Genomic DNA, 25,862 nt, shown 5'->3' with positions numbered 1-25,862 from the left:
AGCCTAGGCAACCGGTTCCGGCACGGGGCGAGGCCGGTCCGACGGCACCTGAGCCGGGGTGCGCCACCAGCGGCGCGACGCCAGCCCGGCCAGCACGGCGCCGACGGCGTTGACCAGTACGTCGTCCACGGAGGACACCCGGTCCAGCCGCAGGACGTACTGCGCGGTCTCGACCAGGACCGAGCAGCCCGCCCCGAGCGCCAGGATCCGCGGGACGGACGCCAGTGCGGCGAACCGCATCGGGGCGAAGAACCCCAGCGCCGCGAAGACCAGCAGGTTGCCGCCGATCCCGAGCGGCCCCATCGTGACCAGGTCCCGCAGCGGTACCAGGCTCACCCGGGCCGGGGCGACGCCGGCGCCACCGCCCGGCATCATGGTCATCCAGACGAACGGCACCGTCCCGTGGACCATGCCCACCTCGGCCAGCGACATCCGCCACGCCGACCCGACGCCGGCGGCACGCCGACGGTGTGCCGGCGCCCACGCCACCAGCGCGGCCGCCGGCAGCGCGACCAGCGTCATCAGCACCACACCGTTGAACGTGTCGAAGCAGCCGTGCCACCGCCCTGCCATGCACGTCGGAGCGGACATCATGAGCGGTCGCCGTATGACGAACAGGGCGCTCGCCAAGGCGAGGACCGCCAGGCCGATGAGCACGGTCCGGCGCGCGCGGCGGGACGGTGCCGACCGGGATGCGGTGTGGTTCATGCCCTCATTGGAGTCGGAGGGCCGTTGCAGGGGCGTATGCGGTTTTCGATACGTTCACGATATGCGGGACGGTTCTCAGCGCGCGGCGCCGGCGCGGGCGGCCGTGGCGCACACCCGTCGGAGCAGGTAGTGCAGCTGGGTGCGCTCACCCTTGGTGAGGGAGGCCAGCAGTACGTTCTGCACCGACAGCGTGTCGTCCTGCACCGCCCCCAGCGCCGCCGTACCGGCCGGGGTGAGCGTCACCACCTCGTGCCGGCCGCCGATGGTGACGACCATGTCCTGTACGAGGCCCTGCGCGAGGAGGTCGTCGATCACCCGCGTGACGTCGGCCGGCGGCGCGTCCATCCGTTCGGCCAGATCGCGGCGGGCGTGCGGCCCCAAGTCGGCGAGGGTCCTGAGGACCGTCACGTGGCGAGGGCTCATCCCGCGCGCGTCCGAACGTTCGGCCAGCAGCACGTCCACGGCCCGGCCGGCCGCCGCCAGGAGGTGCACGGTCTGCTCGGCGGGACTCGACGATCCGCTCCCCCTGTCGTACACGTCGCATCCAATCACTGGGGAGGGGGACGTCACCTCCGACCCAGGACACACGGACTCGCAGGCGCTCCGGCCTGAGGAGGCAGGTGAAATAAACCCAGCCTGAGCTTACTTGTACCCCGTCAATTGGTCTACATCGAAGTCGTCACTCGTTGGTTCGGCGAGCCCGCAGGCCTTCGGCGGCGAGTTCGGGCGGCCAGCGCCGCGCGTGCGATCACGGTCGCCGCCAGCCGCCGGTTGCCCACCGAGGAGGAGGCCGACCCGTCGGCCCACCGCTCCAGGTGGAAGTCCAGGGCCGGGCTCAGAGCGTGCAGGACGGGATGCACCGCGGCGGCGAGGTGGGCGGCGGCGGACAGCAGATGGTGACGGCGCGCAGGTGGGCCTGCTCGTGGGCGAACAACACCGCGCGCTCCGCCGGGCCGAGCATCTCCACGATGCCCTTGGTCACCACGACCCGGCCGCCGCGCCCGCGCCGACCCGGGGCGCTGCCACGGCGCCGCCGGCCAGAAACAGCGCGGCCCCGGTCAGCGCCGCGCATGCTTCCCGCGGCGGCAGGAAGAGCGGCGAGCCGGCGGGTGGCCGGCACCGCTCCCCGCGGAAGCGCCAGGGTCAGCACGACCACGGCCAGGGCCAGGGCCATCAGCCCTCCTCGGACTCCAGGAGCAGGCGCCGCAGCGCCTCCTCGTCGTCCCCGGAGAGCGAGGACACGAACCGCTTCAGCACGAGGTCGCGCTGCGGCTCCTTCTCCAGCTCGCGGCGCATGCGGCCGGCCGCCAGACCGGCGGCGTCGTCCGCGGCGGCGTAGGCGAAGCCCCTGCCCTGGCGGGTGCGGACGACCGTCCCCTTCCCGTACAGGCGGGTCAGGATCGTCGTCACCGTCGTCCTCGCCAGGTCCCGGCCGAGCGCGGCGTTGATCTGCTGCGGCGTCAACGGCCCCTCGGCCGCCCACAGGACCGCCAGCACGTCCGCGACGAGTTCACCGTGCGGACGCCTCGCGTCCGCGCCGTCCTCGACCATCCCGAAACCGCCCTGCTCGATGAATAGGTATGCCTTGCCTTAGCCAACTCTACGGGGGCGCTCGCATACCCACGGGCACAACCCCACCCAATCGTCTACAGCGATGTAGACCGTCTACATCCGTAGTCAATGACGCCGCTGCACCCACTGGTGACCCGCCGATGCCCCTCACCGCGCTTCCCCCGCGCCGCGCCGCACGGCTGATGGCCACCCCGTTCGCCCTGTTCACCCTGGTATACGACGCGGGCGCGCCTGCTCGCCGATGCGGTCCCCCGGAACCGGGAGCTCGCATCGCTCCGACCCGGTGCCGCTGTTCCCGTGGGGCGCGTTCGTCCCTCGGTGAAGCGTGTCGGTCAGCGCCTACCAGAATCGGCTGAAATTCGCCCACCCGAGCGGAAACTGACGCCGCGGCACGCGCGTTCGAAGATCTGGAAGAAGAATCAAGGAGCTCCACCCGAGGAGTAACGCCGTGCGCGTACTGTTCACCGGCCCCGCTGCGGCAGGCCACCTGTTCCCGATGGTGCCGACCGCCCAGGCGCTCCAGGCCGCCGGGCACCAGGTGCTGTTCGCCGGTTCGGCCCCGCTCGACCAGCTGCGGCAGACCGGCATCCCCACCGTCGAGATAGGCGACGGCTCGACACTGATGGAGGCCTTCCGGCGCGCCTCGGACAGCACCGAGCCGCAGTTCGTCACGGACGGCAAGAGCCCGGAGGACATCCAGCGGCAGGCCGCGGCCGGTTTCGCGGAGCACAGCCGGGTCACCATCGACGGCCTGCTCGCGGTCGCCACCGCCTGGCAGCCGGACCTCATCGTCCACGCCGCCTTCCAGGCCGCCGCACCCCTGGTCTCGGCGGCCCTCGGCATACCCGCCGTGGTGCACAACTTCGGTGTGATGTCCGGCTCCGACATGGTCGGCCGGCTCGCCGACGTCCTGGCGGACGAGTACCGGGCCCGCGGGCTCGAAGGCCCGGCGACCCGTACGGTCCTCGACGTCGTGCCCGCCTCCCTCGGCGGGGACGGCACCGGCTTGCGCGTCCGCTACGTCCCTTACAACGGTGGCGGCACGGTGCCCCGCGATCTCGTGGCCCGGGGCTCCCGGGCCCGGATCGCCGTCACCCTCGGTACGGTGGTGACCGCCTTCGCGGGCGTCGACCCGGTCAGCCGAGTGATCGCCGAAGCCGCCTCCGTCGACGCCGAGTTCCTGCTCGCCGTGGGCGACACCGACCTGAGCCCGCTCGGCACCCTCCCCGCCAATGTCCGCCCGCTGCCCTGGGTGCCGCTGGCCCAGCTGCTGGACACCGCCGACGCGGTCGTGCACCACGGCGGCTCCGGCACCATGCTCACCGCCGCCGCCAGGGGCGTCCCCCAGCTGATCCTCCCGCAGGGCGCCGACCACTTCATCAACGTCGACGCCGGGACGGGCCTGGGCTTCGCCCTCCGCGCGAGCGGCGACAGCGTGGACGCCGACCTGCTCGCCCGCCTCCTCACCGACGACGACCTGCGCAAGGCCGCCGCCACCATCCAGGCCGACATATCCGCGCTCCCCTCCCCCACCGACCTGGTCGCCTCCTTCGAGGCCCTCCGGTAGCGCCGACCCCGGGCAAGCCGGCCCCGGGCAAGCGGGCGGGTGACGGCGCCGTATGCCGCCACGCTGTCGCTCCGGTCAGTTCGACTGACCGAGCAGGGCGTCGGCGGAGCCGTCACCGTCGGCGTCGCGCAGCGCCCGGGGCTCGCTCCGCCGCGCGCGACATGTCCGCTGGTAGCGCCGAGGCGTCCTGAGCGCCCGGTCCGGCGTGGGGCGGGTCAGGTCCCGGTGAGGTGCTCAGGGCGGACCGGCGTCCTGTTCAGCTCCAGCCCCGTCGCATTCCGGACCGCCGCGACCACGGCCGGAGTGGACGACAGGGTCGGGGCCTCGCCGATCCCGCGCACCCCGTACGGGGCGTTCGGGTCGGCCAGGGCGCTCCCCGAACCGGGCCTCGACTGCGCCGCCCTCCAGCGGAGGCTCGCCGCGGTGCTCGGGCGCTGGCTCGGCCCGTCGGGCAGCGTCTCCGTCGGCGTCAGCTCCCGGTGGCGGAGCCCGGGGGCGCACGCCGAGCCTCGACGAGGCCCGCACCGCGCTGCGGGTCGCCCATGAGGGCCCGGAGCGCGTGACCACGCGCGGCCCCGACGACCTCACGTCGCACATCCTGACACTGCTGCCCCTCATCCCGGCCGAGACCCGGCGGGCCTTCGCCGCCCGTCTCCTCGGCCCCCTGCGCGATCACGACAGCCACCACCGGACCGAGCTGCTGGCCACGCCGGAGGCGTTCCTCGACTGCGACGGGTCCTGGACCGCCTGCGCGGCCCGACTCCACCTGCACGTCAACTCGTTGCGCCAGCGCGTGGCCCGCATCGAGCGGCTCACCGGCCGGAGCCTGGCCGGGCTGGAGACCAGGCTGGACTTCCTCGCGGCCCTGAGGGCCGGCTGAGGCAGGCCGTTGACGGCGCCGAGCAGGGTGGACTTGCCGACGCCCGTGCGGCCGACGACGAGGCACAGTTCACCCTCCTCGACGGTCAGGTCCACGTCCCGCAGCACCGGCCGTCTTCCGCCGCGCCGCCCGCCAGGCCCGCTTCCAGGCCCCGGTCCGCTTCGCACCCGGCGCGCTCCCGGCCGGGCACGCACCGCCGGGGCCATGGGCTCACTGAGCCGGGTCCTCGTGGCGCCAGGGGATCTCGGCCCACACCTGCTTGCCGCCGCTGAGCGGCACCGAGCCCCAGGCCATCGCCGTCGCCTCGACGATGAGCAGCCCGCGACCGCCGGTCGCCTCCCAGCTCACCGACACCGGTCTGACGGGGCTGCGCGGCGACGCGTCGTTCACGGCGATCCGCAGCCGGTCCGTCGACAGGGTCAGATCCATCCCCACCTCGCCCTGGGTGTGCGCGATGGCGTTGGTGACCAGCTCGGACACGATCAGCAGAGCCGTGTCGAGTTCCTCCACCACTCCCCAGGCCCGCAGGGTGCGCGCGGTGAAGCGGCGCGCGTGCAGGACCGCCTTGGGCAGCCGCCACACCGTCCAGTGGCTCCGCTTCGGCCGGCCCCGGGTGCCGTCGTAGCGCAGCAGCAGCAACGCCACGTCGTCATCGCGACGGCCCACGCGCATGACCAACTCATCGGCCAGTCCTCCGACATCGAGCGGGTCGGCCTCGGCGGCCACGTCGCACACCCGCCGCATGCCCTCCTCCAGATGCAGCCTGGCGGACTCGACCAGACCGTCCGTCAGCAGGATGAGCAGGGTCCCGGGAAGCAACCCGATCTCGGTCATGGGGAATTCGGCTGCCTCCAGCACGCCCAGAGGAGGCCCGCCCTCGACCGCCATCTCCTCGGTGACGCCGTCGGGATGGCGCAGGATCGGCGGCAGATGGCCGGCCCGTACGACCCGGGCGATGCCCTCCTCCATGTCGAGGTCCACGTACCCGCAGGTGGCGAACAGGTCGGTCTCCATGCCGACGAGCAGCCGGTTGGCCCGCGCGACGACCACGTCGGGCGGGTGGCCCTCCACCGCGTAGGCCCTGACCGCCGTGCGCATCTGGCCCATGATGGTGGCGGCCCCCGCGCTGTGCCCCTGTACGTCCCCGATGACGAAGGCCACATGCGCGTCGCCGAGGGGAATGACGTCGTACCAGTCGCCGCCGACCTCGAGGCCGGCCGTCGCGGGCAGGTAGCGGGCCACGGCGACCCCGCCCGGCAGCTCCGGGAGCTTGCGGGGCAGCAGACTGCGCTGGAGCATGGTGGCGAGTTCGTGCCCGGCGTCCAGTGCGTGGGCGCGCACCAGTGCCTGCCCCGCCAGCCCCGCGGTCGCGGTCAGCAGCGACCGTTCCTCGGGTCCGAACCGGTGCTCCGTGGCCCACCCCACCAGGCACACCCCGATCATCCGGCCTTCGGCGGGCAGCGGCAGCACCGCGAGACCACCGGGCCCGACGCCCAGCAGACCTGGTTCGAGATCCGCGCCCGGCGGCCACAGGCTCATGTGTCCGCCGCGCAGCGCGCTCTGCAGGGTGGGCAGGTCGCTGAGCGCGACGTCGGGCCACTCGGACCGCCACTCCGAGCGCCAGACCTCGGGCCAGGCGTCGGGCTCGGGAGGGTCGAGGGCGGTGACCCTGAGCCGTTCGAGCTCCAGTTCGCCGACCGCGACCCGGCAGGCGCCGAGCGGCTCGCGCAGGGCGGCGACCACCAGTCGGCTGACCTCGCGGATGGTCGCCGCGCCCGCCAGCGTGGCCGACAGCCGCTGCACGACGGATACCTCGTCGGCACTGGGGCGCAGATAGGTGGCATCGGCCACCACGCCCAGGACGCGCCGGGGTGTGCCGGTGGGGTCCACCTCCACACGGCAGCGCAGCCCGAGCCAGCGCAGCTCGCCGTTCGGCCGGCGGATGCGGAACGCCAGCTGCTGTCCGCCCGCGGCGGCCAGCCGGTCCGGCTCCACGAGCGCCATCAGTGCGGGCATGTCGTCGGGAACGGCGCAGGCGAGCAGGGTCTCCACCTGCCCGTCGAACTGCTCGGGGGGCAGACCGAGCAGTTCGAGCACGTGCGCGTGGGCCTCCATGCGGCCAGTGCTCAGTTCCAGGATGAACGCGCCGCCCTGGTCGGGCACCAGCGACTGGCCCAGATGTGCCTGGGGGGCCTTGCGTCCGGCGAAGCGGGCGGCGACCGATTCGAGTCCGGCGGCCACCTGATCGGCGTAGAGCTCCAGGAGGCTGCGGTCGTCGGCGCTGAAGCCGTCCCCGACCTCGCCGGCGACGATCAGGCACCCGAGCTCCTGGTCGCCGTGTCCCAGCGGCAGCGCGCCCAGCGAGATCCTGGCCGGCGACTGGGGGGCGCCGTTGCCGACCCGGGTGGGGATGTGGTGGGGATCCTCCTCGATGAAGGTGGCGAGCTCCTTGGGCGTCAGCCACAGCGGGCGGCCGGAGCGGAACGCGTTGGCGGCGGGCGAATGGCCGGCCACGGCGAGGATCGCGGGCAGTCCGTAGAGGACCCCGCGGTTTCCGGTCAGCTCGGCCAGATGGAGTTCCCTGTCCTGGTCGGCGACCACGTAGACAGCGGCGAGCTCGGCCCCGCAGAACGCAAAGCGATGTCTGGTCACCGTCCGTGTCGCCTCCTGCCGAGGGCGTCCCGCGGTACGCCGTCTCCCTCCATGCTGTCGCGTCCGGGACGGTTCGGGCGAGTCGGAACGCGGTGCGGAGGGCCGGACGCCACTACGCTGCGTGAAGTGAGTGTGACGGAAGGATGCGGCGGGGTCGATGGGGACACAACTGGCTGCGCGTACGAAGTACCGCCGCACGCGCGGGCCGGCCTTCGTGGAATCGCCCCAGAGCGGCTTGACCGATCAACCAACGGCAACGTAACTTCGACCGCACCCGCCCATGAGCTGCTGGAAGGAGGCGAGGCCGGATGTCCACCTTCTCCGAACTGCCCCGCCCCGCACACCAGATCGCCTGGGCTCCGGGTCGTGTAGCGCACGGCTGCTGAACAGCCCCCTCGCCGGAGTGCCCGATCGCGGCCCCGGCGCCTTCTCATCTCTGCCCTCACCCACGGCACTTCCTTGTGTGCCGATGTGTCGCGCTCCGGTATGCCCAGCCGCGACCACGAAGAGAGAAAGCTCCTGTACATGGCGATTATCACGGTCAACGGGGAAGAAGCACCGATCTCACCGGCCGCACCCCACACCACGGTGCTGGACTTCCTGCGCGAGCGCGGTCTCACGGGCACGAAGGAGGGCTGCGCCGAGGGTGAATGCGGCGCCTGCGCCGTCCTGGTGGCACGTCCCGGGGTGAACAAGCCCACGGACTGGGTGGCGGTCAACGCCTGTCTGGTCCCCGTCGCGGCGCTCGACGGCCAGGAGGTCATCACCTCCGAGGGCCTCGCCACCGCCGGCGCGTCCGGCGAGCCGGCCGCGCTGCACCCCGTGCAGGAGGAGATGGCCGTCCGCGGTGGCTCCCAATGCGGCTACTGCACACCGGGGTTCATCTGCAGCATGGCCTCCGAGTACTACCGGCCCGACCGCTGCGCGCACCCGAAGGCGGAGGCGGAGGCCGCCGAAGGCACCGCCGCCGACTCCGAGCACGGTCCGAACGGTTTCGATCTGCACGCGCTGAGCGGAAACCTGTGCCGCTGCACCGGCTACCGCCCGATCCGCGATGCCGCGTTCGCCGTCGGCACCCCCCTCGGGAACGACCCCCTGGCGCAGCGCCGCGAGCAGTCCCCGCCCGCACCCGTCGCCACCGCGTACACCCGCGACGACCGCGCGTTCCTGCGGCCGGGCACCCTGTCCGACGCGCTGCGGCTGCTGCGCGAGCGGCCTGACGCGGTGGTCGTCGCCGGAAGCACCGACTGGGGCGTGGAGGTCAACATCCGGTCCCGCCGGGCGGATTGCGTCGTCGCGGTCGACCGTCTGCCCGAACTTCGGGAACTGCGGGTCGAATCCGACCGCGTCGAGATCGGGGCGGCGCTGACGCTCACGGAGATCGAACGCCGCCTCGACGGCAGCGTCCCCGTCCTGGCAGAGCTGTTCCCCCAGTTCGCGTCCCGGCTCATCCGCAACAGCGCCACCCTCGGCGGCAACCTCGGTACCGGCTCCCCCATCGGTGACAGCCCGCCGGTACTGCTCGCGCTGGAGGCCTCGCTGGTGCTCGCCGACGCCGACGGCGAGCGCGAGGTACCCCTCTGCGACTACTTCACCGGCTACCGGCAGAGCGTGCGCCGTCCCGGCGAGTTGATCCGCGCCGTGCGCGTCCCGCTGCCGCTGTCGCCGGTCACCGCCTTCCACAAGATCGCCAAACGGCGCTTCGACGACATCTCCAGCGTGGCGGTCGCCTTCGCGCTCGACATCGAGGACGGGACCGTACGCAAGGCACGCATCGGCCTGGGCGGCGTGGCCGCCACTCCGATCCGCGCCCTCGCCGCCGAGGCGGCCCTGGAGGGCGAGCCGTGGACGGCGGAGACCGTCGAGGCCGTGGCCCGGGTGCTGCGGGCTCAGGGCACTCCGATGGACGATCACCGCGCCAGCGCCGGCTACCGCTCCGCGATGCTCGGCCAGAGCCTGCTGAAGATGTACGCGCGAACCACCGAGGCGGTGTCGTCATGAGCCAGTTGTCCGAACGCCCCGAGAAGCCCGTCGTCGGCCTTTCGATGCCCCATGAGAGCGCGAACCTGCACGTCACCGGTGCCGCGCTCTACACCGACGACCTCGTCCACCGCACCAAGGACGTACTGCACGCCCGCCCGGTCCAGGTCATGAAGGCCCACGGCAGGATCACCGCGCTGCACACCGGGCCCGCGCTCGCCGTGCCCGGTGTGGTCCGCGTGCTGACGGGTGCCGACGTACCCGGCGTCAACGATGCCGGAATGAAGCACGACGAACCGCTCTTCCCCGACGAGGTCATGTTCCACGGCCACGCCGTCGCCTGGGTGCTCGGCGAGACCCTGGAGGCGGCCCGGCTCGGGGCGGCGGCCGTCGAGGTGGAACTCGACGAGAAGCCCTCCGTGATCACGCTGACGGAAGCGATCGCGGCGGAGAGCTTCCACGGCGCCCGGCCCGTGATGGTGACCGGCGACGTCGACGCCGGCTTCGCCGACTCCGCGCACGTGTTCACCGGCGAGTTCCAGTTCTCCGACCAGGAACACTTCTATCTCGAGACGCACGCGGCGCTGGCCCTCGTCGACGAGAACGGGCAGATGTTCGTCCAGAGCAGCACCCAGCACCCCTCGGAGACGCAGGAGATCGTCGCGCACGTCCTCGGCCTGCACAGCCACGAGGTGACCGTGCAGTGCCTGCGGATGGGGGGCGGCTTCGGCGGCAAGGAGATGCAGCCGCACGGGTTCGCGGCCATCGCCGCGCTCGGCGCCCGGCTGACCGGCCGGCCGGTCCGGGTTCGGCTCAACCGGACCCAGGACCTGACCATGTCGGGCAAGCGCCACGGGTTCCACGCCACGTGGAAGATCGGCTTCGACACCGAGGGCCGCATCCAGGCCCTGGACGCCACCCTGACCGCGGACGGCGGCTGGAGCCTGGACCTGTCCGAGCCGGTGGTGGCCCGCGCGCTGTGCCACATCGACAACACCTACTGGATTCCCCACGCCCGCATCGCCGGGCGCATCGCCAGGACCAACAAGGTCTCCAACACCGCCTTCCGCGGCTTCGGCGGACCGCAGGGCATGCTGGTGATCGAGGACATCATGGGCCGGTGCGCTCCGCTCCTCGGCCTGGATCCGATGGAGCTGCGCGAGCGCAACTTCTACCGGCAGGGCCAGTCCACGCCGTACGGACAGCCGGTCCTGCACCCCGAACGGATCTCCACCGTCTGGCGGCAGGTCGGGGAGGACGCCGCCATCGCCGATCGCAGGCAGGAGATCGCGGCCTTCAACGCCGCTCACCCGCACACCAAGAGGGCGCTCGCGGTCACCGGGATCAAGTTCGGCATCTCGTTCAACCTCACCGCCTTCAACCAGGCCGGCGCGCTGGTGCTGGTGTACAAGGACGGCTCGGTCCTGATCAACCACGGCGGCACCGAGATGGGACAGGGCCTGCACACCAAGATGCTGCAGGTGGCCGCCACCACGCTGGGCGTCCCGCTGCACAAGGTGCGGCTGGCCCCGACGCGCACGGACAAGGTGCCCAACACCTCCGCCACCGCCGCCAGTGCCGGGGCGGACCTCAACGGCGCGGCGGTGAAGAACGCCTGCGAGCAGATCCGCGAGCGGCTGTTGCGGGTGGCCGGCACCCAGCTCGGTGCGAACGCCTCGGACGTGCGCATCGTCGAGGGCGTCGCGCGCGTCCTCGGCAATGACAAGGAGCTGGCCTGGGACGAGCTGGTGCGCACCGCGTACTTCCAGCGGGTCCAGTTGTCGGCGGCCGGCTTCTACCGGACCGAGGGCCTGCACTGGGATGCGAAGGCCTTCCAAGGCTCCCCGTTCAAGTACTTCTCCTACGGCGCCGCCGCGACCGAGGTGGAGGTGGACGGCTTCACCGGCGCGTACCGGATCCGGCGGGTGGACATCGTGCACGACGTCGGCGACAGCCTCTCCCCGATGATCGACATCGGTCAGGTCGAGGGCGGCTTCGTGCAGGGCGCGGGCTGGCTGACGCTGGAAGACCTGCGGTGGGACGCCGGCGACGGGCCGAACCGCGGCCGTCTGCTGACCCAGGCCGCGAGCACCTACAAGCTGCCGAGCTTCTCGGAGATGCCCGAGGAGTTCCACGTCAGGCTGCTGGAGAACGCCACCGAGGAGGGCGCGGTCTACGGGTCCAAGGCGGTGGGTGAGCCTCCGCTGATGCTGGCGTTCTCGGTGCGGGAGGCCCTGCGGCAGGCGGCAGGGGAGTTCGGGCCCGCCGGAGTCAGTGTGGAACTCGCCTCCCCCGCGACACCGGAGGCGGTGTACTGGGCGATCGAAGCGGTCCGCGGGGGCGGTGCGCGGCACGGCGGTCACGCCCCCGGCGCCGGCGAGGCCCACGCCGAAGCAAGCGCCTTCAGCAATGTCTGACATGACGTGGGTGGCCGCGGTCGCGCGGTTGCGGGAGCGCCGGGAACCCGGCGTGCTCGTGACCGTCGCGACCGTGCGCGGCCACGCGCCCCGCCGGGCCGGGGCCAAGCTCCTCGTGGGACGGGCCGAGACCTGGGGGTCGATCGGCGGCGGCAACATCGAGGCCGTCGCCATCGACCGGGCGCGCGAGCTGAACGGCGTGGCCCGGCCGGAGCCGGAACTGATGGAGTTCGCCCTCAACGACAAGGTCACCGGTCCCCACGGCGTGCAGTGCTGCGGCGGAGCCGTCACCGTACTGCTGGAGCCGCTGCCGGTGGTCGAGGCGGTGGCGGTCTTCGGCGTCGGGCACGTCGGGCTGGAGCTGGCACGCGTCCTGGCCCGCCACCACCTCGATCTGCACCTGATCGACAGCCGCCCCGACATGCTGACCGACGAACGGCTCGGCGTGCTCGCGGACGCGGTGGCGCAGATCCACGTGCACCACACGCCGCTGCTTCCCGAGGAGGTGCTCGGGGAGCTGCCGCCCGGCACCCACGTACTGATCATGACCCACGATCACGCCGAGGACGCCGCGCTCTGCGACGCCGCTTTGCGCACCGCCGGTCTCGGCTCGATCGGACTCATCGGCTCGGCCGCCAAGTGGGCGAGGTTCCGCCGGCGCCTGGCCACCGAGGGCGGGCACGACGCCGCCGCCATCAACCGGATCAAGACCCCCATCGGGATCCCCGGGATCACCGGCAAGGAACCCGCCACGATCGCGTTGAGCGTGGCGGCGGACCTGCTCCGGACCTTCGAAAGCGCCCGGTCCTGAGGGGTGCAGGGGTGCCCCCGGGCCGCACGTGCCGGGGGCACCCCTGTGTCCGCCGCTACGGCCCGCTCACGGCCATGGCGTGGCCGAGCAGGCCCTCCTTCACGTACGGCCCTTCGCAGTCGGCCCTGTTGGAGACGAAGTGGTCGAAGACGGACGGTATGTAGCACCGGTAGAGGGGCACCGAGCCCGGTACCGGCTTCGTGTACACGTATCCGACCGCGCCGAGGGGCTGTTGGCCCTCGCACCGTAGGGGCTGGTGTGGCCGCGGGTCCGCTCCCACGTGCGCAGGTAGCCCTCGGCGCCCTGCATGAGCTCGTCCACCACGTCCTGGCCCCCGGTGACCCGGATGTCCTCGATCCAGTCCGGTACGAGGCCGTAGTGGGTGCCGCCGCCGTCCGTGTTGACGTCCCAGACGCGTTGGCCGGTGACCTGCCGGTCCAGGACCGAGCCGCCGTCGGGGCTGCGGAAGGGGTAGCGGACGGGGTTTCCGGCGGCGGCCCGGGGGCCGGGCAGCCAGGCGAAGCCGTTCATATCGGTGCCGATGCCGTACCCGGCGCCGTACTTGGCGCGCAGGGCGGCGTGTTCGCGCGCCTCGGCCGCGAAGGCGGGGGCCTCGTACATGTGGCCGGTGATGAAGCCGCCCAGGCGGTAGACCCGCTCGGTCCAGTTCTCGTCCATCCAGCCGTGGGTGGACAGGACACCGGAGTAGCGCTCGGCCTCGAGCACGCGCAGCGCCTGGTCCGCCGCCTTGACGCTCATGTGGTCGATCTCCAGCATCATGTTGCGCTTGGTCATGCCCAGTACCGCGTACTCGCCGAGTGCGGTCAGGCCCCGGCGGTTGCACTGCGCCGCCTGCAGGGAGGTTCCGTACCGCGGGAGTTCGACCCCTTCCGGCAGGGCACCGCGGATCCGGGCCTCCGCGGCCGCCTCGGTGTCCGCCCCCGCCCCGGCCTCTGCCGGGCCCTCGGCGGCGAGTCCTGCGGCGAGGCCGAAGCCGATCGGGTTGTCGTGCTCGGGGCCGGCGCAGGGCTCCGTGCTCCAGAAGGTGCCCGTCGACAGGAACTGGCCGGCGTTGACGGCCATGCCCTGGGTGCCCGAATCGAACCGGACGCCGCACAGGGCGTTGTCGAACTTGTGGCACAGGAACATGCTGCGCACGCCCAGGCGGTGCAGCTCGTCCAGGCCGCGGTCGATGTCGGCCATGGTGCAGCGGGCGCTGTCCAGCACCTGCTTGCAGCCGAACGGTTCGGAGGTCTCCACGCCGAGGACGACGGCGAGCTTGCCCTCCTGGATGACCTTGCGGGCCTGGTCAGGCTCGGTGACGACCCGGAACCAGCCCTTGCCCGCGCCGCCGTACATGGTGTCGACGTAGGCCTGGAGTTCGTAGGTCTTCTGGATCTGGAGCCTGGTCGCGGTCATCTCGTCGCAGCCGCGGTCCTTGAAGAAGTAGAGCGAACAGATGACTCCGTTGGTGACCATGTCGTTCACCAGGACCCGCTGGCCGCCCCGCCAGGCGCGCTCCACCCAGGCGTAGTAGGTCTGCTGGTGGGTGGCGGAGTCGTGGGCCGGCCAGTCGCGGAACGTGGGCCAGCCGTTGGGGTCGTGCCGGCCGTCACCGCCGTTGGTGATCATGTCGAAGAGGGCGAGGACGCCGTCCGGGTAGTGCTCGGGGCAGTCCTTGAGGGCGTCCGCCACCCCCGCCGTGGAGAAGACCTTTCCGCAGACGAGCCGTCCTCCGAAGCCCTCGTTGGACATCAGGTGGACGTGCGCGTCGACGTATCCGCGGACCCGGCCCTGGGCGTCGGTCCCGGTGAACGGCTCCCCGCTGACGTTGACCTGCGAGTCCGGGGCCGGGCGTGCCACGGGCTCCCACCACTGCGGGCGCGCCGACGCGTCCGCTGACGCGCCCGCCGACGCGGGGCCGAGGACCAGGGTGACCATCGCGAGGACCAGGCCGATCAAGGCGTACCGGTCTCGTCCGAAGGCTCTTCGTCGATCCATGCCCATCCTTTTCACGAAGCGTTCAGGACACTGCGGAGATGGTTTTCGGCCGCCGGCCCGCGCGCTGCGGGGGCGGGGGTCAGCCCGCCCGGTGCACCGTTCCCGCCGCATGGGCGCGGACCAGGGCCAGATAGTCCGCCGCCAGGCGGTGGCAGTCGCCGGGCCACCGCGCGGAGACGTAATTGCCGTCCTTGACGGTGAATCCCCGTCCGGGCCGGGCGGCGGTGTCGCGCAACGGCAGCGGCGGACCGGCCAGGAAGTGGCGCGGATCGGCGAGCGCCGCGGTGACCTCCTGCTGCACGGTGGTGCGGTACGTGCGGTAGTAGCGCCCGAGCCAGAGCCGGGTGAGGTTCCATCCGGTCAGCTCCAGCAGGGACGTCAGAGCCGTCGTCCGCCGGCCGTGGAGGACCGAGCGCCCGGTGGCGGGATCCCTGGCTCGGGCCGCGAGCAGCACGCCGTGGCACACGGCTCCCACCGGCAGCCCCTGGGTGAAGAGCCGGGCGAACAGCCGCTGGGCGGTGGCGTCTTCGAGCAGCGTCCGCATGCCGGCGGCGTGGCCGCCGGGTACGAAGAGGCCCGTGATGGCGGCCGGGTCCTCGTCCGCGGACCGCGCGTACTCCTCGTACGAGGAGGGGGCGAGGAAATGGGGGTCCTCGGTGAGGCGCCAGTAGGCGGCCAGTTCGGCGCGGCGGGTCATCAGCCAGGGCGACAGCCAGGAGAACCCGAGGTCCGTGAGCCGGGGGTCGGCGAGCGCGACCTTCCCGCCGGGGGTCGCGAACCGCACCTCGAAGCCGGCGTCCCGCAGTGCGGCCCAGGGCACCGCCGCCTCGGTGGGGTCGTAGTCGCCTGCGGGAAGCAGGAAGAGAATCACGGCGTACTCCTCTGAGCGGTGGTGATCAGGGCAGCACGCTTCCCCGGCTTCCCCGGCTTCCCCGGCACTCCGCGGGCCCCTGATCCCTCGGTGTCCGAAGGCCGACCTTAGGAGCGGCCCGCGGCGCCGTCATTCACTCCGGCGGCCAATCCGTTGACTCTCCGGACCGCTCCCCGAACCCGCTCCTCGGACCCGTTCTCCGGACCCACCCGCCGGCGGCCGTCCCGCGGACGGTGTTGACGGGGGTGGTGCGCCCGCATTGACTGGCGGCCGTGTCCGCCACCGAGTCGCCCTCCGTCACCGCGTGTTACGCCCTCGCCGTCCTGAACGCCACGGCCGAGGGCGAAAGCGGGCCGGCCTCCTCCTCCTGGGCCCTGCCCACGGACCGGCTGGAGTACGGCGAGATGCGCGCCCTGTGGGACTCGGTGCTCGACGCCCGGGACGCCGGCCCGCACACCGGACTCCTCGTGGGCGACCGCATCCGGCCCGAAGGCCTGCACATCCTCGGCCACCTCGTCCTCACCTGCGCCAGTCTCGCGGACGCCGCGCGGGCGGCCGAGCGCTACCACCCCCTGGTGAGCCAGGCGGGCACGGTGACCCTGCACCGCGGCAGCGGCGTCGGCCGGATCCGCTACCGGCCGACCGTCGCCCCGGCTGCCATGCACCCCCAGCAGGTGGAGGCGGTCGTCAGCATCATGGTGCGGGCGGCCCGCTGGATCGCCGGCGACGACTGGGCGCCCCTGGCCGTGTCGTTCGCCCACCCGCGTGCGGGCTCGGCCGAGCCCTACGCCCGTGTCCTCGGCTGCCCCGTCACCTTCGACACCCGGGAGAACACGATCACGGTCGCCGACGAGGACCTCGACCGGCGCCGTCCGCTCTACGATCCCGCGCTCAACGCCCTGCACCGGGCCTACGCCGACCGGCTTCTGGACCAGCTGTCCGCGGGCGCGACCGTGGCCGGGCGCGTACGGCGGTGGCTGGAGCACGCCGCGCTGGAGGACGCGGGTCCCGAGGGCCCCGCCAAGGAGCTCAACCTCAGCGTCCGGACGCTGCGGCGGGCCCTGCACGCGGAGGGCACGTCGTGGCGGGCGCTCCTCGACGCCGCCCGCCACGGCCGGGCCGGGCGGCTGTTGGAGACCACGGACCTGCCACTGGACCGGATCGCCCCCCTCGTCGGCCTCAGCGGCGCGACGGCTCTCGTCCGTGCCTTCACCCGGTGGGAGGGCATGCCTCCCGGGGCGTACCGCGTCCGGCACCGGCCCGCGCCCCCGGATCCCGACGGGGCCGGCGGCGGGTGAGGTACTTCACCGCGGGCGGGGCTCCGGCCGACCGTCCGCGTTGCTAGATTGTCCGGCGGCCGGATCCGAGGCCCCGGACGAGACGCGCCGTACCCGGTTACGCACGACGACGCGCGAGGTGCTGCATCAGCAGCGCCTTACGCTGTCCGTACCCGGGCGGCGTCCTCGTCGAGCAGGATGGGCCGAACGCCATGACCGTGCCACTCACCAGCAGCCTGTACCGGACGACCGCGCATGCGGCGGGGGGCCGTACCGGCTCCGTCCGCACGGACGACGGGCGCCTGGACGTCCGCCTCGCCCCGCCGCGCAAGAAGGTCCCCGGCACCACCAACCCGGAGCAGCTGTTCGCGGCCGGCTTCGCCGCCTGCTTCACCTCCGCGCTCGCGGAGGTCGCCGCCGACTTCGGGGCGGACGCCACCGCCGCGCGCGTGGCCTGCGAAGTGCAGCTCGGCACCACGGACACCCCCGCGGGCTACGGCCTCGCGGTGGCCCTCACCGTCAGCCTGCCGGGGTGGCGGGCGGCGGACCTCCAGCCCCTGCTGCACCGCGCGGACGCGGTCTGCCCCTACGCGCAGGCCGTACGGGGCAACGTCCCGCTGACGCTGCTGGCCGTGGACGGCCCCGCCGCCGATGACCGCGCCTGAGCCGCTGCCGACGGGGCCCGTCCCGGGCGGACCCGGCGTCCCGGTGCCCGAGCACGGGGCCTGGCTGCGGCGCGGCATCAGCCGCGACGGGGGACCCCTGATCGAGGACAGCGAAGTGGTGTGGCTGCAGGCCGGGCCGTACTACGCCGACAGCCGCGGCTTCGCCGGTACGACGTCCTTCAACGGCTCCCAGGTGCACTTCCACCACCTCACGGGCGAGCCGGGAGAGGACACCGGCTCCTTCCGACGGGAGGGTGCGAACCTCGTCGAGTGGGGAACCAACCCGGACGGCAGCACCTTCCTGGAGGTCTGGACCCCGCTCGCCGGCGCCGACGGTGTCACCGGCTCCTGGTCCGGTCCGGACCACCACGTGGTACGCGTCGGCCGACACGTGGTGCACGTCGACTCCCGTACGGGTACCTACTGGCGGCTGTGACGGCGCGCGGGGCAACGCCCCCGGCCGCCGGCGCCCTGCTGGCACCTGCGTCATGGTGCGCCGGCGCCCTGGTGGCGCCGGCGTCACGGTGCGCCGACACGGTGCTTCGGCGTCACGGTGTATCGGACGAACCCCGTCGGGTGCGGGTGTCGAGGATCCCGGCGGTGAACTCCGCCAGCTGCTCGCGCAGTTCCTCGCGCGGCACCCCCTTGTCTCCGGCCAGATAGGCGACGAGGTCGGCCCGGGTGGCGGCGAGCAGGGCGTGGGCGGTGAAGCCGGTGTCGGCCGGGCCCGGGATCTGCTCCAGCAGGTCCCGTAGCAGGGCGTGCCACCACTCGTAGTGCGCCGTCCGGTAGGGACTGTCCGCGCCCGTCCCCTCCAGGGCCAGGGCGAGGTGGCGGTTGTCGAGCTTGAAGCACAGGACGGCGTCCAGCAGGGCCGGTACGCGTTGCAGCGGGGCAGTGGTGGGCCCCAGCGGTGGCGGACCGCCCTCGACGGCGCTCCTGACCGGTTCGAGCCGTGCCTCGTACAGGGCGCCGATCAGTCCGGTGCGGTCGCCGAAGGCGCGGAAGAGCGTTCCCTTGCCGACGCCGGCCGCTGCCGCGATTTCGGCCATGGTCACGTCCTCGGGGCTCCGGCAGTGGGCGAAGAGCTCGTCGGCGGCGGCGAATACGGCTGCCCGGTTGCGGGCCGCGTCCTTGCGCGGACTGCGCTGTTCGGTCATCGGGATCCTCCGGTTGCGATGCGGACCGGCGGTCCGTATCGTTCATCGACGAAACGGACCGCTGGTCCGTATCGTACGGGACGGAGTACCCCCATGCCCACGACCACCACACCGGCGGATCTGTACCGCCACAGCCTCCGCCTGCTCCTGGCCAAGGACATTCCCGGCTGGGTCGGCCTGTGGGCCGACGAGGGCGTGATGGAGTTCCCCTTCGCTCCCCCGGGCCGGCCCGAACGGCTGGACGGCCGGGAAGCCATCGCCGCCTACATGCGCGACTACCCCGACCACATCGACCTGCACGACTTCCCCGACGTGCGGATCCACGAGAGCACCGACCCCGGGACCATCGTGGTCGAGATGCGCGGCGTGGGCCGCCTCGTCGCGACGGACGGCCCCTTCGACATGAGGTACATCGCCGTCGTGACCGTCCGGGACGGACGCTTCACCTCCTACCGCGACTACTGGAACCCCCTCGCCGTCCAGGCGCCCGGGATGGACTTCACGGGGAGCGGCGCCCGATGAACCCCACCGGAACCACCCTGGTCATCGGCGCCACCGGCACCACCGGCGGTCGGACCGCCGCGCGGCTGACAGCCGCCGGCCACCGCGTCCGGGCCGCCGGGCGTCGAGCCACCCCGCTCCCGGGAGCGGACCCGGTCCGCTTCGACTGGTACGACGCCACCACCTTCGGCGACGCCCTCGACGGAGTAGACCGCGCCTACCTCGTCCCGCCCATCGGCGACCCGGATCCGGCCGCGGTCATGATGCCCTTCCTCCGGGAGGCCCGCGCCGCCGGTGTACGTCGCGCGGTCCTCCTCAGCTCCTCGGCCATCCCCGAGGGCGGCCCGGCGGTGGGAGCGGTGCACCGGGCCCTGCCCGGCCTGTTCGAGCAGTGGGCGGTCCTGCGGCCCTCCTGGTTCATGCAGAACTTCACCGGCACGCACGCGCACGCCGACAGCATCCGTACCGAAGGACTCATCCGGACCGCGGCCGGGACCGGCCGGGTCGGCTTCGTCGACGCCGAAGACATCGCCGCCGTCGCGGTACGCGCCCTGACGGACGACCGGGCGCCCAACGCCGATCTGATCCTGACGGGACCGGAGGCACTCAGTCACGACGACATCGCCGCGATCGTCGGCCGGGTCACCGGCCGCCCGGTGGTTCACCACCCCCTGGCCTACGAGGACATGCGCGACCGTCTGGCCGCCGTGATCCCGCCGGAGTTCGCCGCGATGCTGGCCGCGATGGACCGCGCCATCGCCGAAGGGGCCGAGGACCGCACCACCGACACGGTCGAGCGCCTCACCGGCCGCCCGCCGAGCCCCTTCCGGGTGGTCGCCGAACGGGAACTGCGCGCCGGGCCGGTTCCGCGCGGATGAGCGCGTCGCGTCCCCGCCGCGCCGGGCGGCTCAGCGGCAACGACACGATCCGCCCGAGCTACGGCAACGACACCGTCCACGGCGGTGCGGGCAACGACAACATCGACGGCGGCTACGGCGACGACACGCTGGTCGGCGGCCCCGGAAACGACACCCTGCCGGGCAACCACGGCAACGACCGGCTCGACACGGTCGACGGCGTCGCCGGCAACGACACCGCGAACGGCGGCCTTGGCAGCGACACCTGCACGACCGACCCGGGCGACGCCCGCATCAGCTGCCCGTAGGGCCGCGCCCGGGCGGGAAGGCCGACGCCGCGCCGCGGACGCCGGCCTTCCCGCCCGGGGCACGCTCGCGAGACACTGTGACCGACGCCTGAAGCGGGACCGGATGGCGCAACGCCCCTGGCTCCCGTTCCGGACATCGATCAGCATGAGGGCAGCGGGACCGGCGGACGAGATGGGCACGCATGCGCGCCACCGAGAGCAACCAGGACTATCCCTTCGCTGCCGCGAACACGGCCGCGGCACTGCTGGACGACGCCGGGACGGTCCTCGCCTGGACACCGGCGGCCGAAGCCCTCCTGGACCGCCGGTCCGCGGACGTGTGCGGCCGGCCGGCACGGGACCTCCTGGCGGACGCGGGCAGCTGGCAAGCCGTCCTGGCCCAGGGCGGGCGGGGGAAGCAGGAGGGTCCGCAGGGCTGGGAAGGCCCGGCGGGCTGGGAGGGCCGCGCCACCCTGCGGCACGGCTCAGGACGTGAGCTGGAGATCGGCTTCCGCGTCATCCCGCTGAACGACGGCGCGAGCGGTGGCCCGGCGGCCCGCTGCCTCGTACTCGGCGCACCCCTGGCGCTGGTCGCCCGATGGCGGCAGGACCACGCCTTCACGCAGGAACTGTTCCTGCAAGGCCGGGTGGGCCTGGCCGTCTTCGACGCGGAGCTGCGCCTGCTGCGGACGAACTCGCACCTGTTGCCGTACACCGGGGTGCCGGTCGACCTGTCCGGCCGGCGCCTGGCCGACTTCCTGTGGGCGGAGGACGCCCGGATCATCGACGACCGGCTGCGGGAGGTCCTGCGCAGCGGGATCCCCCTGGTGGGTCTCAACACGACCGTCCGCACCCTGGACGACCCGCGGGGCGGCCGGGTCGTGACCATCCAGGCGTTCCGGCTGCAGGAACCCGCCGGACACCCGATGGGTGTGGCGACGGTGTTCACCGACGTCACCGACCACGAGCGGTCGCGTGGGCGCCTGGACCTGCTGTACCGCGCGACCGGAGCGCTGGGCGGTTCACTGTCCGTCCTGCGCACCGTGGAGGATCTGGTGAAGGTCCTGACGCCCGCGCTTGGAGACTGCGCCGCGGTGGATCTGGCGGAGACCGTTCTGACCGGCGGTGAACCACCCGCCGACGGGCGTCTCACGCTGCCGCTGATCCGGCTGGCCGTCGCCGGAGCGGATTCGGCTGCGCTGCGTACGGGGACCGCCCAGTTCGCGGCTCCGATCGCCGCGGCCGCTCCCCACCCGACCGCGACGGAGGCGGGCGTGCCCGAACCGGGGGCGCACGGGGAGCGGGCGTGCCGGGGCGAGCTGATCAGCGGCCTCGGAACCCAGCCCGCGGGGCCCGGGGACGAGGCGGCTCCGGAGTGGGCCACGACCGTCCCGGGTGCGCATTCGGCGATGACGGCGCCGCTGTGCGCACGGGGCATCAGGTTCGGGAGGCTGACCCTCTGGCGCACGGGGGACGCTCCCCCGCTGGACGAGGACGACCTGGCGCTCCTGCAGGAGATCGCCGCCCGTGCGGCGGCCGCCGTGGACAACGCGCGGCGGTACACCAAGGAACGCCGTACCGCCGTGGGCCTGCAGCGCAGCCTCCTGCCGCCGGCCACCTCGGAGAGGCCGGCGCTGGAGGCCGCCGGCCTCTACCTGCCCGCCGACGCGGACAGCGGAGTGGGCGGCGACTGGTTCGACGTCATCCCCCTCTCGTCGGCCCGGGTCGCCCTGGTGGTCGGGGACGTCGCCGGTCACGGGCTGCACGCCACGGCCATGATGGGCCGCCTGCGCAGCGCCGTACGCGCCATGGCGGACCTGGAACTGGAACCCGAGGAACTGCTCGCGCACGTGGACGACATGGTGCTCCAAGTCGCCGCCGAGGCCGAGAGCGACGACCCGGACGACTCCGACGCGGGCATATCGGTGCCGAGCGGACCGGCCGGGGCCACCTGCCTGTACGCCGTCTACGACCCGGTCACCCGAGCGTGCGTCATGGCGAGTGCCGGGCACCCGCCGCCGGCCGTGGTCGGCCCGGACGGAAGCGTGGAGTACGTCGAGCTGAGCCCCGGCCCGCCCCTCGGGGTCGGCGGCTGGCCCTTCGAGCCGGTCGAACGCGAACTGGCGCCGGGAAGCGTCCTCGCCCTCTACAGCGACGGCCTGATCGAACGCGGAGAGGGCGACATCGACCAGGGCATGGACGACCTGGCGGACCGCCTGCGGCGCGCGGACGTCATCGGCCGGCCGCTGCGCCAGGCCCGGCACGACATCGTGGAAGGGCTGCCACCGGGCAGGCTCAGGGACGACGTCACCCTCCTGCTGGCCCGTACCCGGGTGGTGGATCCCGGCTGCCTCGCGACCTGGTGGCTCGACGCCGACCCGGCGATCGTCGGCGACGCGCGCCATCTCGTCCTGGACCAGCTGACCGCCTGGGACCTCGACGAGCTCGCCTTCAGTACGGAGCTCATCGTCAGCGAGCTGGTCACCAACGCCATCCGGCACGCAGGCGGCCGGGTCCGCCTCCGCCTGATCCGGGCGGACACGCTGACGTGCGAGGTCTCTGACGCCAGCAACACCCAGCCGAGGATGCGGCGTGCGAGGAACTCCGAGGAAGGCGGCCGCGGGCTGTACATCGTCGCCCAGCTCTCACACCGCTGGGGCAGCCGCTACACCAGGGGCGGCAAGACCGTCTGGTCCGAACAGAACCTGCCGCCGGCTTGACCGACGGGAAGTCGCAGAAGTCCGGCGGAGCATTGAGGCGGAGCATTAAGGGGGAATCAAACGAACCTTAAGGCTGCCTGCGGTCTTCCCGTCCCCGCGTCGATCAAGGGGATCGGTACGAGCCCGACATGCTCCGATCGCCCTCACCGGGACGGCGTCCACCTGCGTGTTTGACCGTGCTCCACGAGCCTCGACCCGCCGCGGCATGCCCCGCGCAGCACGCGAAACCTCCTCACCGCCGGATTTGTAATGCGGCGACAAGGACAGCGGGACGTTCCCGGTGGGAACCAAGCTGAAGGTGACCAACCTGGACAACGGCCAAGCCACCACCGTGACCGTCAACGGCCCCTCGGGCAGCTGCGTTCTCCCAGCGGGACGTTCCCGGTGGGAACCAAGCTGAAGGTGACCAACCTGGACAACGGCCAAGCCACCACCGTGACCGTCAACGGCCCCTCGGGCAGCTGCGTCCTCCTCAACAACGCAGCCTTCGACAAGGTACGCGAGCCCGGCAAGAACCTCATCCGACGCGCACGCGTCGAGCGCGTGGGCTGAGCGAGCGGAGCCGGTTCGCCGGCCACTGAGGCCAGGGCGGGGACCCGCGATACACCGTCCCCGCCCTGGCCCCGGCCCCGGCCCCGGCCCCGATGACGAGCCGGGGCCGCTCCGCGGACGGGACCCGTGAGCCTCCGTCAGCAGGGCCCGCCCCTCCCGGCCCGCGCCGGTCCCGCCTCGGGATCGATCGGCAGGGTGCACTGTGCCGCCGCCCCGTGCGTCAGGCCGCGCCTCGAACCGATCACGCCCTAGCGTGGGCCGGGAGACGATCCGGGCGGACCACCGCCGGGATCCAGGCCCTACGGAGGCACCCTTGACCACGTCCCCCGCCCTCGCCGAGCTCACCGGGGACTACGTCCTCGACCCCGCCCACACCCGGATCGGCTTCATCGCCCGCCACGCCATGGTGACCAAGGTCCGCGGCGCGTTCCACCAGTTCGAGGGCACCGCCCACCTGGACGGCGCCGACCCGGCCCGCTCGACCGCCCAGATGGTGATCAAGGCCGAGAGCATCGACACCGGCGTCGAACAGCGCGACCAGCACCTGCGCACCAACGACTTCCTGGACGTTCCCAGCTTCCCCGACATCACCTTCCGCACCAGCTCGGTCGAGCCGCGCTCCGACACCGAGTACCGCGTCACGGGCGACCTGACCATCAAGGACACCACCCGCCCGATCAGCATCGACTTCGAGTACACGGGCACGGCGGTCGACCCCTTCGGCAACCGGCGCGTCGGCCTGGAGGGATCGGTGGGCATCTCCCGCAAGGAGTACGGCGTGACCTGGAACGCGGCCCTGGAAGGCGGCGGCGTCCTGGTCGGCGACAAGATCGTCCTGGAGTTCGACATCTCCGCGATCAAGCAGGACTAGGCCGCCTTCCGTTGGTCGGCCGCGACGCCGAACTGGACCGGTCCTACGCCTTCTTGAGCGGCTCGTTCTACGCCTTCTTGAGCGGCTCGGTCCGCAGCGGGCGTCCACTGCTCCTGCTGGGGGACGATGGCCTCGGCCAAGACGGCCCTGGTGATGATGCTGCTGCCGGCCTCGGCCGGCGGCAGCACGGTCCCGGTGACCGGCCCGCACCCAGGCACTGTGCAGCCGCCTGACGGGCCACGCCGGCACAAGGATCAAGCCGAGTGGAGCGGTGGGACGTTCCTCGCGATCGCGGCAGCCCGCAATCGGATGCTCGGGGTACCTGTGGTGCCTGTGGTGCCGGAGTCAGCGGCCCCAGCGCAGCGCTGCCGTCTGGACCGGCGCGTCCCACAGTCGCAGCATCTCCTCGTCGGCCCGGCACAGCGTCACCGAGCACCCCGCCATGTCCAACGAGGTGACGTAGTTCCCCACGAGGGCCCGGGCCACCTGGACGCCCCGGGCCTCCAGCACCCCGGCCACCGCCGCGTGGAAGCCGTACAGCTCCAGCAGCGGCGTCGCGCCCATCCCGTTCACCAGGGCCAGTACCGGCCCGTCGACCGGGGCCGTGCTCGCCATGTCGTCCAGCACGGCGCCCACCGCGACCTCCGCGATCTCCCCCGCCGGCAACATCGGGCGCCGCTCCCGGCCCGGCTCGCCGTGGATGCCGATGCCCAGCTCCAGCTCGCCGTCCGGGAGGTCGAAGGTGGGGCTGCCCTTGGCGGGAGTGGTGCAGGCGCTCAGCGCCACGCCGAAGCTGCCCGAAGCCTCGTTGACCCGCCGGGCGATAGCGGCGACCTGCTCCAGCGGTGCGCCCGCCTCCGCCGCCGCCCCGGCGATCTTCTCGACGAAGAGCGTGGCCCCGGTGCCGCGCCGCCCGGCGGTGTAGAGGCTGTCGGTCACGGCCACGTCGTCGTTGACCAGGACCCGCTCGACCCGGATGCCGTCCTCCTCGGCGAGCTCGGCCGCCATGTCGAAGTTCAGTACGTCCCCGGTGTAGTTCTTGACGACGAACAGCACCCCCTCGCCGGAATCCACGGCCTTGGCCGCGCGCAGCATCTGGTCGGGCACGGGGGAGGTGAACACCTCGCCCGGACAGGCCGCGGACAGCATTCCGTGTCCGACGAAGCCGGCGTGCAAGGGCTCGTGTCCGGAGCCGCCACCGGAGACGAGACCGACCCGCCCGCCCTGCCGCGCGTCCCTCCGTACGACGACCCGGGCCTCGACATCCACGTCCAGGTCGGGGTGGGCCGCGGCCAGCCCTCGCAGGGCGTCCGCGACGACGGTCTCGGGACTGTTGATCAGCATCTTCATCGTGTGCCTCCCGGTCGGAGCCGACGGTGAGCGTCCGGCGCGTCAGCGAAGGCACGCCATACGAACAGTGTGCTGCCACGCCACGGACATCCGCGAGAACTGGCGAGCACCCGGGCGACGGCCTCGTAGGAGGAGCGAGGAACCCCAGAGGGGAACCCCAGGG

22 protein-coding genes, 2 pseudogenes and 1 riboswitch are annotated in these 25,862 nt (G+C 72.8%); of the genes and pseudogenes, 14 read left to right on the top strand and 10 right to left on the bottom strand.

Translation table 11 applies throughout. The features are described 5' to 3' along the window. Positions 1-3 precede the first annotated feature (3 nt). The 4 genes from IF88_RS0135235 to IF88_RS0135220 all read right to left on the bottom strand — a co-directional run bounded on the left by IF88_RS0135235 (position 4) and on the right by IF88_RS0135220 (position 2,259). The gene (locus IF88_RS0135235) at positions 4-708 is read right to left on the bottom strand and encodes a VanZ family protein (RefSeq protein ID WP_030722194.1); all 705 of its coding nucleotides are present in this window, start codon (positions 706-708) and stop codon (positions 4-6) included. A 75-nt stretch (positions 709-783) separates the two neighbouring features. Continuing rightward, positions 784-1,245, bottom strand: coding sequence for a MarR family winged helix-turn-helix transcriptional regulator (locus IF88_RS0135230; protein WP_051838109.1), 462 nt, complete (start codon positions 1,243-1,245; stop codon positions 784-786). 298 nt (positions 1,246-1,543) lie between these two features. Then, on the bottom strand, positions 1,544-1,882 hold the full coding sequence (locus tag IF88_RS42590; RefSeq protein ID WP_030722187.1) for a M48 family metalloprotease: 339 nt from the start codon (positions 1,880-1,882) through the stop codon (positions 1,544-1,546). Continuing rightward, positions 1,882-2,259 (bottom strand): BlaI/MecI/CopY family transcriptional regulator, encoded by a 378-nt coding sequence (locus IF88_RS0135220; RefSeq protein ID WP_030722184.1) that lies wholly within the window; start codon positions 2,257-2,259, stop codon positions 1,882-1,884. The genes IF88_RS42590 and IF88_RS0135220 overlap by 1 nt, the downstream gene beginning before the upstream one ends. 469 nt (positions 2,260-2,728) lie before the next feature. On the opposite strand from IF88_RS0135220, the gene IF88_RS0135215 reads away from it, so the two are divergent. Next, positions 2,729-3,847, top strand: a complete 1,119-nt coding sequence (locus IF88_RS0135215; protein WP_030722181.1) for a nucleotide disphospho-sugar-binding domain-containing protein — start codon at positions 2,729-2,731, stop codon at positions 3,845-3,847. Positions 3,848-4,406: 559 nt separating this feature from the next. Beyond that, positions 4,407-4,727, top strand: coding sequence for a PucR family transcriptional regulator (locus IF88_RS0135205; protein WP_420711026.1), 321 nt, complete (start codon positions 4,407-4,409; stop codon positions 4,725-4,727). 2 nt (positions 4,728-4,729) lie between these two features. Here IF88_RS0135205 and IF88_RS44625 read toward each other — a convergent pair. Beyond that, positions 4,730-4,894, bottom strand: a pseudogene (locus tag IF88_RS44625) (ATP-binding cassette domain-containing protein); the annotation flags it as partial. Positions 4,895-4,937: 43 nt separating this feature from the next. Then, positions 4,938-7,379, bottom strand: a complete 2,442-nt coding sequence (locus IF88_RS0135200; protein ID WP_030722175.1) for a SpoIIE family protein phosphatase — start codon at positions 7,377-7,379, stop codon at positions 4,938-4,940. A 519-nt stretch (positions 7,380-7,898) separates the two neighbouring features. Here IF88_RS0135200 and IF88_RS0135195 point away from each other — a divergent pair. The 3 genes from IF88_RS0135195 to xdhC are packed head-to-tail and all read left to right on the top strand — an operon-like array spanning position 7,899 to position 12,587. Next, a complete protein-coding gene (locus IF88_RS0135195; RefSeq protein ID WP_107050700.1) occupies positions 7,899-9,380 on the top strand; it encodes a xanthine dehydrogenase small subunit in 1,482 nt (493 codons plus the stop codon). Beyond that, positions 9,377-11,776 carry a xanthine dehydrogenase molybdopterin binding subunit gene (gene xdhB / locus IF88_RS0135190; RefSeq protein WP_030722170.1) on the top strand — a complete coding sequence of 800 codons (2,400 nt, stop codon included), beginning with the start codon at positions 9,377-9,379 and terminating at the stop codon, positions 11,774-11,776. The genes IF88_RS0135195 and xdhB overlap by 4 nt, the downstream gene beginning before the upstream one ends. Position 11,777: 1 nt before the next feature. Beyond that, the gene (gene xdhC / locus IF88_RS0135185; RefSeq protein ID WP_030722168.1) at positions 11,778-12,587 is read left to right on the top strand and encodes a xanthine dehydrogenase accessory protein XdhC; all 810 of its coding nucleotides are present in this window, start codon (positions 11,778-11,780) and stop codon (positions 12,585-12,587) included. A gap of 99 nt (positions 12,588-12,686) precedes the next feature. Here the strand turns inward: xdhC and IF88_RS0135180 are convergent, their stop codons facing one another. After that, positions 12,687-14,588 carry a membrane dipeptidase gene (locus IF88_RS0135180; RefSeq protein WP_234323808.1) on the bottom strand — a complete coding sequence of 634 codons (1,902 nt, stop codon included), beginning with the start codon at positions 14,586-14,588 and terminating at the stop codon, positions 12,687-12,689. 79 nt (positions 14,589-14,667) lie between these two features. After that, positions 14,668-15,459 carry a type 1 glutamine amidotransferase domain-containing protein gene (locus tag IF88_RS0135175; RefSeq protein WP_030722162.1) on the bottom strand — a complete coding sequence of 264 codons (792 nt, stop codon included), beginning with the start codon at positions 15,457-15,459 and terminating at the stop codon, positions 14,668-14,670. A 272-nt stretch (positions 15,460-15,731) separates the two neighbouring features. On the opposite strand from IF88_RS0135175, the gene IF88_RS0135170 reads away from it, so the two are divergent. The 3 genes from IF88_RS0135170 (at position 15,732) to IF88_RS0135160 (ending at position 17,837) form a co-directional block, all read left to right on the top strand. Then, on the top strand, positions 15,732-16,757 hold the full coding sequence (locus IF88_RS0135170; RefSeq protein WP_030722160.1) for an AraC family transcriptional regulator: 1,026 nt from the start codon (positions 15,732-15,734) through the stop codon (positions 16,755-16,757). A gap of 54 nt (positions 16,758-16,811) precedes the next feature. Then, a riboswitch (guanidine-III (ykkC-III) riboswitch) is annotated at positions 16,812-16,873 on the top strand. Between the two features lie 75 nt (positions 16,874-16,948). After that, positions 16,949-17,401 (top strand): Ohr family peroxiredoxin, encoded by a 453-nt coding sequence (locus tag IF88_RS0135165; protein ID WP_030722156.1) that lies wholly within the window; start codon positions 16,949-16,951, stop codon positions 17,399-17,401. Continuing rightward, on the top strand, positions 17,388-17,837 hold the full coding sequence (locus tag IF88_RS0135160; RefSeq protein WP_030722153.1) for a hypothetical protein: 450 nt from the start codon (positions 17,388-17,390) through the stop codon (positions 17,835-17,837). Before IF88_RS0135165 ends, IF88_RS0135160 begins: the two co-directional genes overlap by 14 nt. A 112-nt stretch (positions 17,838-17,949) precedes the next feature. On the opposite strand, the gene IF88_RS0135155 is transcribed toward IF88_RS0135160, so the two are convergent. Further along, the gene (locus tag IF88_RS0135155) at positions 17,950-18,561 is read right to left on the bottom strand and encodes a TetR/AcrR family transcriptional regulator (protein ID WP_030722150.1); all 612 of its coding nucleotides are present in this window, start codon (positions 18,559-18,561) and stop codon (positions 17,950-17,952) included. A gap of 93 nt (positions 18,562-18,654) precedes the next feature. Between IF88_RS0135155 and IF88_RS0135150 the strand changes: the two genes are divergently transcribed. From IF88_RS0135150 to IF88_RS0135125, 6 genes and pseudogenes are all read left to right on the top strand, one after another. Continuing rightward, positions 18,655-19,083 carry a nuclear transport factor 2 family protein gene (locus IF88_RS0135150; protein WP_030722148.1) on the top strand — a complete coding sequence of 143 codons (429 nt, stop codon included), beginning with the start codon at positions 18,655-18,657 and terminating at the stop codon, positions 19,081-19,083. Continuing rightward, positions 19,080-19,940, top strand: a complete 861-nt coding sequence (locus tag IF88_RS0135145; protein WP_030722145.1) for an NmrA family NAD(P)-binding protein — start codon at positions 19,080-19,082, stop codon at positions 19,938-19,940. Before IF88_RS0135150 ends, IF88_RS0135145 begins: the two co-directional genes overlap by 4 nt. Next, positions 19,937-20,227 carry a calcium-binding protein gene (locus IF88_RS49215; protein WP_030722142.1) on the top strand — a complete coding sequence of 97 codons (291 nt, stop codon included), beginning with the start codon at positions 19,937-19,939 and terminating at the stop codon, positions 20,225-20,227. Before IF88_RS0135145 ends, IF88_RS49215 begins: the two co-directional genes overlap by 4 nt. Positions 20,228-20,409: 182 nt before the next feature. Continuing rightward, the gene (locus IF88_RS0135135; protein ID WP_030722139.1) at positions 20,410-22,926 is read left to right on the top strand and encodes an ATP-binding SpoIIE family protein phosphatase; all 2,517 of its coding nucleotides are present in this window, start codon (positions 20,410-20,412) and stop codon (positions 22,924-22,926) included. Between the two features lie 325 nt (positions 22,927-23,251). Continuing rightward, positions 23,252-23,478, top strand: a pseudogene (locus IF88_RS47485) (hypothetical protein); the annotation flags it as partial. 313 nt (positions 23,479-23,791) lie between these two features. Beyond that, positions 23,792-24,349: a YceI family protein gene (locus IF88_RS0135125; protein WP_030722137.1), complete on the top strand. Its 558-nt coding sequence runs from the start codon at positions 23,792-23,794 to the stop codon at positions 24,347-24,349. A gap of 345 nt (positions 24,350-24,694) precedes the next feature. On the opposite strand, the gene dhaK is transcribed toward IF88_RS0135125, so the two are convergent. Further along, positions 24,695-25,699, bottom strand: a complete 1,005-nt coding sequence (gene dhaK / locus IF88_RS0135120; RefSeq protein WP_030722134.1) for a dihydroxyacetone kinase subunit DhaK — start codon at positions 25,697-25,699, stop codon at positions 24,695-24,697. Positions 25,700-25,862: the final 163 nt, after the last annotated feature.

Origin of the sequence: Streptomyces sp. NRRL F-2580 (assembly GCF_000720115.1) — a bacterium.
Taxonomy (GTDB): Bacteria; Actinomycetota; Actinomycetes; order Streptomycetales; family Streptomycetaceae; genus Streptomyces.
This window is presented reverse-complemented; position numbering and strand designations above follow the sequence as displayed.

Bases quoted from the DNA above. Each gene is read 5' to 3' on its own strand.
- IF88_RS42590 (WP_030722187.1), bottom strand. From the start codon at position 1,882: ATGGCCCTGGCCCTGGCCGTGGTCGTGCTGACCCTGGCGCTTCCGCGG.
- IF88_RS0135165 (WP_030722156.1), top strand. From the start codon at position 16,949: ATGACCGTGCCACTCACCAGCAGCCTGTACCGGACGACCGCGCATGCG.
- IF88_RS0135220 (WP_030722184.1), bottom strand. From the start codon at position 2,259: ATGGTCGAGGACGGCGCGGACGCGAGGCGTCCGCACGGTGAACTCGTC.
- IF88_RS0135150 (WP_030722148.1), top strand. From the start codon at position 18,655: ATGCCCACGACCACCACACCGGCGGATCTGTACCGCCACAGCCTCCGC.
- IF88_RS0135180 (WP_234323808.1), bottom strand. From the start codon at position 14,588: ATGGATCGACGAAGAGCCTTCGGACGAGACCGGTACGCCTTGATCGGC.
- IF88_RS0135145 (WP_030722145.1), top strand. From the start codon at position 19,080: ATGAACCCCACCGGAACCACCCTGGTCATCGGCGCCACCGGCACCACC.
- dhaK (WP_030722134.1), bottom strand. From the start codon at position 25,699: ATGAAGATGCTGATCAACAGTCCCGAGACCGTCGTCGCGGACGCCCTG.
- xdhC (WP_030722168.1), top strand. From the start codon at position 11,778: ATGACGTGGGTGGCCGCGGTCGCGCGGTTGCGGGAGCGCCGGGAACCC.
- IF88_RS0135155 (WP_030722150.1), bottom strand. From the start codon at position 18,561: ATGACCGAACAGCGCAGTCCGCGCAAGGACGCGGCCCGCAACCGGGCA.
- IF88_RS0135160 (WP_030722153.1), top strand. From the start codon at position 17,388: ATGACCGCGCCTGAGCCGCTGCCGACGGGGCCCGTCCCGGGCGGACCC.
- IF88_RS49215 (WP_030722142.1), top strand. From the start codon at position 19,937: ATGAGCGCGTCGCGTCCCCGCCGCGCCGGGCGGCTCAGCGGCAACGAC.
- IF88_RS0135135 (WP_030722139.1), top strand. From the start codon at position 20,410: ATGCGCGCCACCGAGAGCAACCAGGACTATCCCTTCGCTGCCGCGAAC.
- xdhB (WP_030722170.1), top strand. From the start codon at position 9,377: ATGAGCCAGTTGTCCGAACGCCCCGAGAAGCCCGTCGTCGGCCTTTCG.
- IF88_RS0135235 (WP_030722194.1), bottom strand. From the start codon at position 708: ATGAACCACACCGCATCCCGGTCGGCACCGTCCCGCCGCGCGCGCCGG.